The organism is Nocardia sp. NPDC004722 (genome assembly GCF_053601505.1).
Genome location: NZ_JBSGBY010000291.1, coordinates 1 through 10443, shown reverse-complemented (window position 1 = coordinate 10443; position 10443 = coordinate 1). Strand labels below are relative to the sequence as shown.

10 protein-coding genes and 1 pseudogene are annotated in these 10443 nt (G+C 67.7%); 5 read left to right on the top strand and 6 right to left on the bottom strand.

The annotated features are described in order from the left end of the window. Window positions 1–2: 2 nt before the first annotated feature. Complete coding sequence (locus ACWELQ_RS25860; RefSeq protein ID WP_452399635.1) at window positions 3–134, top strand: DUF3515 family protein; 132 nt, start codon at window positions 3–5, stop codon at window positions 132–134. A 27-nt stretch (window positions 135–161) separates the two neighbouring features. Here ACWELQ_RS25860 and ACWELQ_RS25855 read toward each other — a convergent pair whose 3' ends face one another. The 3 genes from ACWELQ_RS25855 to ACWELQ_RS25845 all read right to left on the bottom strand — a co-directional run bounded on the left by ACWELQ_RS25855 (window position 162) and on the right by ACWELQ_RS25845 (window position 2672). After that, window positions 162–461, bottom strand: a complete 300-nt coding sequence (locus ACWELQ_RS25855; RefSeq protein WP_452399634.1) for a DUF6191 domain-containing protein — start codon at window positions 459–461, stop codon at window positions 162–164. 73 nt (window positions 462–534) lie between these two features. Continuing rightward, window positions 535–1632: a D-alanine--D-alanine ligase family protein gene (locus ACWELQ_RS25850; protein ID WP_452399633.1), complete on the bottom strand. Its 1098-nt coding sequence runs from the start codon at window positions 1630–1632 to the stop codon at window positions 535–537. 44 nt (window positions 1633–1676) lie between these two features. Continuing rightward, window positions 1677–2672, bottom strand: coding sequence for an NAD(P)H-dependent glycerol-3-phosphate dehydrogenase (locus ACWELQ_RS25845; RefSeq protein WP_452399632.1), 996 nt, complete (start codon window positions 2670–2672; stop codon window positions 1677–1679). Between the two features lie 105 nt (window positions 2673–2777). On the opposite strand from ACWELQ_RS25845, the gene cofC reads away from it, so the two are divergent. The 3 genes from cofC to ACWELQ_RS25830 all read left to right on the top strand — a co-directional run bounded on the left by cofC (window position 2778) and on the right by ACWELQ_RS25830 (window position 6684). Beyond that, window positions 2778–3479: a 2-phospho-L-lactate guanylyltransferase gene (cofC, locus tag ACWELQ_RS25840; RefSeq protein ID WP_452399631.1), complete on the top strand. Its 702-nt coding sequence runs from the start codon at window positions 2778–2780 to the stop codon at window positions 3477–3479. Between the two features lie 62 nt (window positions 3480–3541). Beyond that, complete coding sequence (locus ACWELQ_RS25835) at window positions 3542–5707, top strand: RNA degradosome polyphosphate kinase (protein WP_452399630.1); 2166 nt, start codon at window positions 3542–3544, stop codon at window positions 5705–5707. Further along, window positions 5704–6684 (top strand): NUDIX hydrolase, encoded by a 981-nt coding sequence (locus ACWELQ_RS25830; RefSeq protein WP_452399629.1) that lies wholly within the window; start codon window positions 5704–5706, stop codon window positions 6682–6684. Before ACWELQ_RS25835 ends, ACWELQ_RS25830 begins: the two co-directional genes overlap by 4 nt. A 188-nt stretch (window positions 6685–6872) precedes the next feature. Here the strand turns inward: ACWELQ_RS25830 and ACWELQ_RS25825 are convergent, their stop codons facing one another. The 3 genes from ACWELQ_RS25825 to leuC all read right to left on the bottom strand — a co-directional run bounded on the left by ACWELQ_RS25825 (window position 6873) and on the right by leuC (window position 9758). Then, complete coding sequence (locus ACWELQ_RS25825; protein WP_452399628.1) at window positions 6873–7511, bottom strand: HU family DNA-binding protein; 639 nt, start codon at window positions 7509–7511, stop codon at window positions 6873–6875. Between the two features lie 156 nt (window positions 7512–7667). Then, window positions 7668–8276 (bottom strand): 3-isopropylmalate dehydratase small subunit, encoded by a 609-nt coding sequence (gene leuD / locus ACWELQ_RS25820; RefSeq protein ID WP_452399627.1) that lies wholly within the window; start codon window positions 8274–8276, stop codon window positions 7668–7670. Between the two features lie 57 nt (window positions 8277–8333). Beyond that, the gene (gene leuC, locus ACWELQ_RS25815) at window positions 8334–9758 is read right to left on the bottom strand and encodes a 3-isopropylmalate dehydratase large subunit (protein WP_452399626.1); all 1425 of its coding nucleotides are present in this window, start codon (window positions 9756–9758) and stop codon (window positions 8334–8336) included. A 138-nt stretch (window positions 9759–9896) separates the two neighbouring features. Here leuC and ACWELQ_RS25810 point away from each other — a divergent pair. After that, a pseudogene (locus ACWELQ_RS25810) lies at window positions 9897–10403 on the top strand (IclR family transcriptional regulator); the annotation flags it as partial. Between the last annotated feature and the right edge of the window lie 40 nt (window positions 10404–10443).

Below are 10443 nucleotides of genomic sequence, written 5' to 3'. Positions count from 1 at the left end.
CGGTGGACCGCGGCACCTACATCGCGGTGACCACCCCGGACAAGGCCGGTGCGACTCCGCTGCAGGATATTTCGGCGGCCATCCAGCAGACGATCCCGCAGCAGAACATGGATCCGAACCCGCTGCCGAACTGACAGATATATCTTTCGGGGCTTCTATCTTCAGGGCTTGCGCAGGACGACTTTCCCGGCGATGAGATCGACATCCACACCGTCGTCATTGTCGCCGGGATTCTCCCGGTGCATGAGCACCGAGTGCCGCTGTTCGATCTCGTGCTGCCTGGCCGAGTTGAACACCGCGTCGAACTGCTCCATCCCGACGGCGGCCGCCTTGCGGTCGTCGCCGTCGGTGCGCATCCACGGCAACGCGGTGCGGCCGGTCACCTTGCGGTAGGCCACATCCGCGAACGACACCACGATGATCAGTATCGCCAGGCCCGGAATCGTCATAGCCACGATCACCCGATCGAGGCTACGCGAGCGCCGCGGGCCCGGCGTCAGCCTGAAGTCTGATTCGACTGTGCCCGAAGCAGGATCAGCGCAGCCCGGTGCCGCGCGCCTTCGCGGTCTCGATGAGCGTGCTCACCAGCTCCCGGTTGCCGATGCCGGTGGCCTCCCACATGCGCGGGTACATGGAGATGGAGGTGAACCCGGGCATGGTGTTGATCTCGTTGATGACCGGCCCGTCGGCGGTCACGAAGAAGTCCACCCGCGCCAGCCCCTGGCAGTCCAGCGCCCGGAACGCCCGCACCGCGAGCTCCCGGATCTCCTGCGACACATCGTCGTCCAGCTTGGCCGGGACGTCGAACTCGCAGACGTCGTCGAGGTACTTGGTGTCGAAGTCGTAGAAGTCGGGCGCCTCGGAGTCGTTCTCGGGCATCCGAATCTCGGCCACCACACTGGCTTCCACCCGGCCGTCCGGGAATTCCAGTACGCCGCACTCGACTTCGCGCCCGACGATGCCCGCCTCCACGATCACCTTCGGATCGTGTTCGCGCGCAACGGCGATGGCGGCGTCGAGATCGGACCACCGGTCCACCTTGGTGATGCCGATGGAGGATCCGCCGCGGGCGGGCTTCACGAACACCGGCAGCCCGAGACGCTCGCGGTCGGCGTCGGCGACGGTGGCCACGCCGGGGCGCAACACCACCTGGATGCCGATCGGAAGTCCTTCGGCGGCAAGGAGTTTCTTGGTGAACTCCTTGTCCATCCCGGCCGCGCTGGCCAGCACGCCCGGACCGACGTAGGGCAGTTCGGCCAGCTCCAGCAGCCCCTGCAACGTGCCGTCCTCGCCGAACGCGCCGTGCAGCACCGGGAACACCACGTCCACGGTGCCCAGCACCGCGGCCTTACCGTCCAGCGGCACCAGCGCGCCCGCGCGTGACGGGTCGGCGGTCAGGGCCAGCGCGGTACCGGATTCGTCGACCGTGGGTAGCGCGCGGTCCGAGGCGGTCAGCGCGCGCGGGTCCGCGTCGCCGAGCACCCAGGCGCCCTCGCGCGTGATCCCGATCGGAACCGCCTCGTACCGTTCGGGATCGAGGCTCGCCAGCACGGTGCGCGCCGAAACACACGACACCCCGTGCTCATTGCTGCGGCCGCCGAACACCACCGCCACCCTGGTCCTGTTGGTCATGCCCGGAACCGTACCTGGTCGAATATGGCGGCAGTGTTACGCGGTCACTCCGATTTCAGGCGGCGGCCCTGCAACTGCCCGACCGCCTCGGCGGCCGACATGCCCTCGTGGCACACCTGGTGCACAGCATTGGTCAGCGGCATCTCCACCCCGTGCGCGGCGGCCAGCGCCCGCACCGATGTGCAGGACTTCACACCCTCCACGACCTGTCCATGAGTCGCTTCGAGGGCCGTCTCCATGGATCCGCCCGCGCCCAGCGCGTGCCCGAAGGAGCGATTGCGCGACAGCGGTGAGGTGCAGGTGGCCACCAGGTCTCCGACACCGGCCAGCCCCGCGAAGGTGACCGGTTCCGCGCCCACCGCGACGCCCAGCCGGATGATCTCGGCCAGCCCGCGGGTGATGAGGGTGGCAATCGAGTTGTCGCCCAACCCCATTCCCGAGGCGATGCCGCAGGCCAGCGCGATGACGTTCTTGCAGGCCCCGCCGATCTCGCAGCCGATCACATCGGAATTGGTGTAGGGCCGGAAGTAGCCGGTGGCGCTGGCCTGCTGAACCGCTTCCGCGCGCGCCACATCCGGGCAGGCGATCACGGTCGCGGCGGGCTGCCCGGCGGCGATCTCGTGTGACAGGTTCGGCCCCGACAGCACCGCGATCCGGCTCGCGTCCGCGCCACTGACCTCCGCGATGACCTGACTCATGCGCAGCAGCGTCCCGGTCTCGATGCCCTTGGCCAGGCTCAGCAGCGTCGCGTCGGCGGGGATCAGATCCTTCCAGGCCGCGAGATTCGTGCGCAGCGACTGCGAGGGAACGGCCAGCACCACGATGTCCGCGCCATCCAGCGCGACCGCCGGATCATCGGTGGCGGCCATCGCGGGCAACGCCACCTCCGGCAGATACCAAGGGTTACGATGCTCGGCCGCTATCACTTTCGCGACCTCCGGCCGCCGAGCCCACATCGTGGTCTCGGTCCCCGCCTCCGCCAACACCTTCGCGAACGCGGTCCCCCACGACCCCGCTCCCAACACCGCTGCCCTTGCCATCAGATCAATATATGCGCGCATGCTGGGAGCCATGCCGTGTGTGGCCACAGCGGAAAATTCGACGCCGCTCACGCGCGCGTCACTTACGAGTGGGAGGATTCGGGCATGCGTCCGTCCGTGCACGCGGTCATCGCGGTGAAGAGTCTCGGACTCGCCAAAAGCAGATTGTCGCCTCGGCTGGATGCGGAGCATCGGCCGCGGCTGGTGCTGGCCATGTTGACCGATACCGTGACGGCGGCGGTTGCGACGCCGGGTATCGCGTCGGTGACCGTGGTGACGCCGGATCCGACGGTGTCCGAGCTGGTGCGTGGGCTGGGTGCGGCGGTCCATCCCGAACCCGACATCGTTCCCGCGCACACCAGCGGCCTCAATGCCGCGCTGGCGGCGGGGGCGGCGGCGATCCGGCATCGGCACGGCCCGGTCGATCTGCTTGCCCTGCAAGCGGATCTGCCCGCGCTGCGCCCGGCCGAACTGGGCGACATGCTCGCGAGCACCGGGCATCGCCGCTCGGTGGTCGCCGATCACGAGGGCAGCGGCACCGTCGCCCTGCTGGTGCGTGACGACGCCGCCGCGCTCAACCCGCTGTTCGGTCCGGACTCCGCGCGCCGGCACATCGCCGACGGCGCGGTGGAACTGCTGGGCGACTGGCCCGGACTGCGACAGGACGTCGACACCGCCGCGGACCTCGAGCGCGCCGCCGCGCTCGGCGTCGGGACGGCCACCGGTGCGCTGCTCCGTGAATTCGGCGTGTCGCTGGCGTGTCGAGGAACGGAAGATATGCGCAGAGCCGGGTCTTCACTGTGCTGACGCGGCGTGATCTGCGCTGCAATGGACGGTGTCAGTTCGGCACCCCACCCGCGACATAAGGAATGATCGTGAGAGTGAGCGATACGGATACCGTCAAGCAACCGCCGCTACTACCGGCGGCACCGCCCGCGGCAACCCCTCCGCCCACCGCCGCCACGCCGCTTCCGGCCGACCGGTATGTGAACCGGGAACTGAGCTGGCTCGATTTCAACGCGCGCGTCCTGGCGCTGGCCGAGGACCATTCCCAGCCCCTGCTCGAACGGGCCAAATTCCTCGCCATTTTCGCGTCGAATCTGGACGAGTTCTACATGGTCCGTGTCGCCGGGCTGAAGCGCCGCGCCGAGACCGGCCTGTCGGTGCGCTCCGCCGACGGCCTCTCGCCCACCGAGCAGCTCGAGATGATCCAGGTCCGCACCCAGGAGATCGCCGAGCGGCACGCCCGCGTCTTCCTCGACCAGATCCTGCCCGCGCTGACCGACGAGGGCATCGCGATCATCCGCTGGGCCGAGCTCGAGGACACCGAAAAGCAGCGCCTGTCCGGGTATTTCCAGGATCAGGTGTTCCCGGTGCTGACCCCGCTGGCCGTCGACCCGGCCCACCCGTTCCCCTACATCAGCGGCCTGAGCCTGAATCTGGCCGTGACGGTGAAGGATTCGGTGACCGGTGGCGAGCACTTCGCGCGAGTCAAGGTGCCCGACAACGTGGATCGCTTCGTGCGGGTCCGCCGTGTCGCCCCCGGCTCGCCGGTGGCCGCCTTCCTGCCGATGGAAGAACTGATCGCCGCCCACCTCGATCAGCTGTTCCCGGGAATGGAAGTGGTGGAACAGCATTCGTTCCGCATCACCCGCAACGCCGACCTCGAGGTCGAGGAGGACCGCGACGAGGACCTGCTGCAGGCCCTGGAGCGCGAACTCGCCCGCCGCCGCTTCGGTTCCCCGGTGCGCCTGGAAGTCTCCGACGACATGACCGAGCACATGCTCGATCTGCTGCTGCGCGAACTCGACGTCGACCCCGCCGACGTCATCCAGGTGCCCGGTCTGCTCGACCTGTCGTGCCTGTGGCAGGTCTACGGCGTCGACCGCCCCAATCTCAAGGACGCCCCCTACGTCCCGGCCACCCCGCCCGCCTTCGGCGAACGCGAAACGCCCCGAAACGTTTTCGCCGCCCTGCGCGAGGGCGACGTGCTGGTGCACCACCCCTACGACTCCTTCTCCACCAGCGTGCAGCGCTTCATCGAGCAGGCCGCCGCCGACCCGCAGGTGCTGGCCATCAAGCAGACCCTGTACCGCACCTCCGGTGACTCCCCCATCGTCAACGCGCTCATCGACGCCGCCGAGGCGGGCAAGCAGGTGGTCGCGCTGGTCGAGATCAAGGCCCGCTTCGACGAGCAGGCCAACATCAAATGGGCTCGCGCACTGGAGCAGGCGGGCGTGCACGTGGTCTACGGCCTGGTCGGGCTCAAGACGCACTGCAAGACCTGCCTGGTGGTGCGCCGCGAGGGCGCCACCATCCGTCGCTACTGCCACATCGGCACCGGTAATTACAATCCCAAGACCGCGCGCCTGTACGAGGACGTCGGATTGCTCACCGCCGCACCGGAGATCGGCGCGGACCTCACCGACCTGTTCAACTCGCTGACCGGGTACTCGCGAAAGGCCAACTACCGCAACCTGCTCGTCGCCCCCATCGGGGTGCGGGCCGGGATCATCGAGCGCATCGAGCGCGAGATGGAACTCGCCGCCCAGGGCGAGGACGCGCGAATCCGGCTGAAGGCCAACGCCATCGTCGACGAGCAGGTCATCGACGCGCTCTACCGCGCCTCCCAGGCAGGCGTGCCGGTGGAGATCGTGGTGCGCGGCATCTGCGGCCTGCGCCCCGGCGTGCCCGGCATGAGCGACAACATCGTGGTGCGCTCGATTCTCGGCCGGTACCTGGAACATTCACGGGTGCTGCACTTCCAGGCGCAGAACGAATACTGGATCGGCTCGGCGGACATGATGCACCGCAACCTGGACCGGCGCGTGGAAGTGCTGGCACAGGTCAAGGATCCGCGGCTGGCCAAGCAGCTGGGCGGGATGTTCGACTCCGCCATGGATCCCGCCACCCGCTGCTGGGTGCTGCGCCCCGACGGCGGTTGGCAGGCCCAGCCCGATCCCGATATCCCCGGCGAGCAGATTCGCGACCATCAGGAGTACCTCATGCGACTGCGGCGTCCGGACCGCCCGTGAGCCCAGCCACCACCGACCCCGCCGCCGAATACACCGACCCACCGGTCAAAGCCAATATTCTCGCGGCGGGGGCCGTGTTGTGGCGTCCCGCACCGGGAACCGGCTCGGGTTCGTCGGACGCCATCGAGATCGCGCTCGTACACCGCCCCAAGTACGACGACTGGTCCCTGCCCAAGGGCAAGCTGGATCCCGGTGAGACGCCGGTGATCACGACCGTGCGCGAAGTGGCCGAGGAAACGGGCCTGAATTCGCGCCTGGGCCGTTATCTGGGCCACGTGACGTATCCGGTGACCGGACATCGCAAACTCAAGCGAGTCGACTACTGGGCCGCCCGGGTCGTCGACGGGCAGTTCGAAGCCAATCTGGAAGTCGATGTGCTGGACTGGCGTCGGCTCGACACCGTCATGGACGCGCTGTCGTATCCGATGGACCGCACCATCGTCCGCAACTTCCTGCGCCAGCCCGCCGACACCGCCACCCTGCTGCTGGTGCGGCACGCCAAGGCCGGCCGCCACGACCGCTACAACGGGGCCGACGACGACGCCCGCCCCCTCGAAAAGGCCGGTCGCGCACAGGCTCGCGCCCTGGTGCCGAATCTGCTCGCCTTCGGGGCGGCCGAAATCGTCTCCGCCCCAGCGGCCCGCTGTGTCCAAACCGTGACCCCGCTGGCCGAGAAGCTGGGCGTGGATGTGGAACTGGAGCCGCTGTTCTCCGAATCCGGTTATGCGGCAGCGCCCGACGCCACCCTGAAACGCGCCCGCGACCTGGTCTCCGCCGACGTCGTGCGGGTGATCTCCAGTCAGGGCAAGGTGATTCCGGACCTGCTGGCGTCCTGGGCGGCCGCGGACGGCATCACGCTGCCGCCCGCTCGCAACCGCAAGGGCAGCGTCTGGGTGCTGTCTTTCCATCAGGGCCGCCTGGTCGCCGCCGACCACCTCGACCGCCACCTGACCCCGACGGATCTCCCCCGGGGCTGACGGCCCGGAATCCGCCCGTGACGGGCCGAGAACCCTTGGAACACCGCTGTACCGGCCCGTGAGCGGCCGAATACCCCCGGCGCGTAAGACTATTGCCCCCTGAATATGCGAAACGGCCCGGCGATGCCGGGCCGTCTCACATGTCGTCCTGCTTCGAAAACCCCCGTCAGAGACGGGTTGTGGCCTGCTTACCGGCGAGCGGTGCGCTTGGCGGCGGTCTTCTTGGCGGGAGCCTTCTTGGCCGTCTTCTTGGCGGTGGCCTTGGTGGCAGCGGCCTTGGCCGGAGCCTTCTTGGCGACCGTGGTCTTCTTGGCCGCGGTGGCCTTGGCCGGGGTCTTCTTGGCGACCGTCTTCTTCGCCGCCGTCTTCTTGGCGGTGGCCTTCTTGGCGGGAGCCTTCGACGCGGCCTTCTTGGCGGTGGTCTTGGCCGGCGCCTTGGTGGCGGCCTTCTTCGCCGTCTTCTTGGCGGTGGTCTTCTTCGCACCCGCCTTGCCCGAAACCGGGGCAGCCACACCACGCTTCACGGCCGGGCCGCTCGAAGCGATCTTCTGCTTGCCGGCGATGATCGCCTTGAACTGAGCGCCGGGACGGAAGGCAGGCACCGAAGTCGGCTTCACCTTGACGGTTTCGCCGGTGCGCGGGTTACGAGCAACCCGGGCGGCACGCTTCCGCTGTTCGAAGACACCGAAACCCGTGATGGTGACGCTCTGACCTTTGTTCACAGCACGCACGATCGTGTCGACCATCTGCTCGACTGCAGCAGTAGCGGTGCGCCTGTCAGTACCCAACTTCTCGGTCAGAACATCGATCAGTTCCGCCTTGTTCATTGAATCCTCCGCAGACTAATGGCCCGTCGTCGGACCGACTAGGTACCACGGTAAACCCTTTGCGGGCAAGAGTCTATGTGCCACGCGGAAATACATGACGCATGGCACACGCTCAGCTACCTGGTTTCCGGGCGTTCAGCTAACGCCCATCAATGATTACGTCTGCGAAATACGGGCCGGAATGGTAGCGGGTTTCCAAGTCGGCCTTGCGTTTTCGAACTGACCGATCTCGTCGTTGTGCCGCAGAGTGAGGCCGATGTCGTCCAGCCCTTCCAGCAGCCGCCACCGGGTGTAGTCGTCAATATCGAACGGCAACACGACCGTTCCGGCCGACACGGTTCGCGCCTCGAGGTCGGTCGTCAATTCCAAACCCGGCTGTTCCTCGAGCAACTTCCAGAGCAATTCCACATCGCTCTGCGCCATCCGAGCGGTCAGAAGACCGTCCTTACCGGCGTTCCCACGGAAGATGTCGGCGAAGCGGGAGGAGATCACCACCCGGAACCCGTAGTCTTTGAGCGCCCAAACGGCATGCTCACGTGAGGATCCGGTCCCGAAATCCGGACCAGCGACCAGCACACTACCGCGCTTGTAGGGCTCGGTGTTCAGAATGAAGTTCGGATCCGTTCGCCACGACGCGAACAGCCCATCCTCGAAACCCGTTCGGGTAACGCGCTTCAGATAGACGGCCGGGATGATCTGGTCGGTATCGACGTTGGATCGGCGGAACGGAACCCCGATCCCCTTGTGGACCTTGAAGGCTTCCATCGTTGATTCTCCTGAGTCGGTGGGGGCGGCCGGATCTGGGCCGCCGCGGGCAAGCGATCAGTTCAGATCGGCAGGTGAGGACAGGGTTCCGCGCACCGCGGTGGCCGCCGCGACCAGCGGCGAGACCAGGTGCGTACGGCCGCCCTTGCCCTGTCGCCCTTCGAAGTTCCGGTTCGACGTGGAGGCGCAACGCTGACCGGGGGAAAGCTGATCCGGGTTCATACCCAGGCACATCGAGCACCCGGCCTGGCGCCATTCCGCGCCCGCGGCGGTGAAAATCTCGCCCAGACCCTCGTTCTCGGCCTGCAACCGCACCCGCATCGAGCCCGGCACGATCAGCATGCGTACACCGTCCGCGACGTGACGGCCCTTCAGCACATCGGCCACCGCGCGCAGATCCTCGATCCGGCCGTTGGTGCACGAGCCCACGAAAACCGTGTCCACGGTCACGTCGCGCAGCGGGGTGCCCGGCGTCAGATCCATGTACTGCAGCGGCTTCTCGGCGGCCGCGCGCTCGTTCTCGTCGAAGATCTGCTCCGGGTCCGGCACCGATTCACCCAGCGGCAGGCCCTGTCCCGGGTTGGTACCCCAGGTGACGAAGGGGGTCAGCGCGGCGGCGTCGATGTGCACCTCGGCGTCGAAAACCGCACCCTCATCGGTCTTCAGGGCCTCCCAGGCGGCGACCGCGGCATCCCAGTCCGCGCCCTCCGGGGCGTGCGGACGGCCCTTCAGGAACTCGTAGGTGACCTCGTCGGGGGCGACCATGCCCGCGCGGGCACCGGCCTCGATCGACATGTTGCACATGGTCATCCGGGCCTCCATGGACATGGAGCGCACGGCCGCACCGCGGTATTCGAGCACATAGCCCTGGCCGCCGCCGGTGCCGATCTGCGCGATGACCGCCAGGATCACGTCCTTGGAGGTGACGCCCTCGGGCAGCTGCCCATCGATATTGATGGCCATGGTCTTGAACGGGCGCAACGACAAAGTCTGCGTCGCCAGCACGTGTTCCACCTCGGAGGTGCCGATGCCCATGGCCAGCGCGCCGAACGCGCCGTGGGTGGAGGTGTGCGAATCACCGCACACCACCGTGGTTCCCGGCTGGGTCAGGCCCAGCTGCGGGCCGACCACGTGCACGATGCCCTGATCCAGATCGCCCATGGGGTGCAGGCGGACACCGAATTCCTGGCAGTTCTTACGCAGCGTCTCGACCTGGGTGCGCGACACCGGATCCGCGATGGGCTTGTCGATATCGATGGTCGGGACGTTGTGGTCCTCGGTGGCGATGGTGAGATCCGGGCGGCGCACCGGGCGACCGGCGGCGCGCAGGCCGTCGAACGCCTGCGGACTGGTGACCTCGTGCACCAGGTGCAGGTCGATATAGATGAGGTCGGGTTCGCGGTTCTCACCCTCGCCGCCGCCGCGAACGACGACATGCTCGTCCCAGACCTTCTCCGCCAGAGTGCGTGGCCGGTCGGCCATAGCTCCATCACCTCTCGGTAGACAATCCCGCGCCCGGGCTGGTGACGCGAGGCTTGCGCTGTCTTGCGATCAACGCTGCGTCCGAGCTGGGAGCGGCTGGTTTGCATTTCCCAACATGCGAGACGCTAATATCGTTCTATGAGACAGCATAGCGGTATCGGAGTTCTGGACAAAGCCATGGCAGTCCTGCACGCCGTAGCCGAGCAACCCTGCGGCCTCAACGAGCTGTGCGCCCGCACCGGCCTGCCCCGCGCCACCGCACACCGGCTGGCCGTGGGCCTGGAGACGCATCGCATGCTGTCGCGCGACAGCCAGGGTTTGTGGCGGCCGGGCCCGGCCCTGTCGGAACTCGCGACAACCGCCAGCGACCCGCTGCTCGACGCCGCTTCCACCATCCTGCCGCGCCTGCGCGAGATCACCGGCGAGAGCGTCCAGCTCTACCGCCGCGACGGCAATGCCCGCGTCTGCGTGGCCGCCATGGAACCCGCCGCGGGCCTGCGCGACACCGTGCCCATCGGGGCCCGCCTGCCGCTGACCGCCGGCTCGGCCGCGAAAGTGCTACTGGCCTGGGCCGATCCGGATCTGCAGCGGACCGTCCTACCCGAGGCGGTCTTCGGCGAGCGCGCGCTGGCCGATACTTGTCGAGGGCGAAGTCGTGGGTGATCACCGTGTCGGCGTCGATCAC

Coding starts and splice junctions, on each gene's coding strand:
- ACWELQ_RS25850 (WP_452399633.1), bottom strand. CDS start 1,632: ATGACCAACAGGACCAGGGTGGCGGTGGTGTTCGGCGGCCGCAGCAAT.
- ACWELQ_RS25845 (WP_452399632.1), bottom strand. CDS start 2,672: ATGGCAAGGGCAGCGGTGTTGGGAGCGGGGTCGTGGGGGACCGCGTTC.
- cofC (WP_452399631.1), top strand. CDS start 2,778: ATGCGTCCGTCCGTGCACGCGGTCATCGCGGTGAAGAGTCTCGGACTC.
- ACWELQ_RS25835 (WP_452399630.1), top strand. CDS start 3,542: ATGATCGTGAGAGTGAGCGATACGGATACCGTCAAGCAACCGCCGCTA.
- ACWELQ_RS25825 (WP_452399628.1), bottom strand. CDS start 7,511: ATGAACAAGGCGGAACTGATCGATGTTCTGACCGAGAAGTTGGGTACT.
- leuD (WP_452399627.1), bottom strand. CDS start 8,276: ATGGAAGCCTTCAAGGTCCACAAGGGGATCGGGGTTCCGTTCCGCCGA.
- leuC (WP_452399626.1), bottom strand. CDS start 9,758: ATGGCCGACCGGCCACGCACTCTGGCGGAGAAGGTCTGGGACGAGCAT.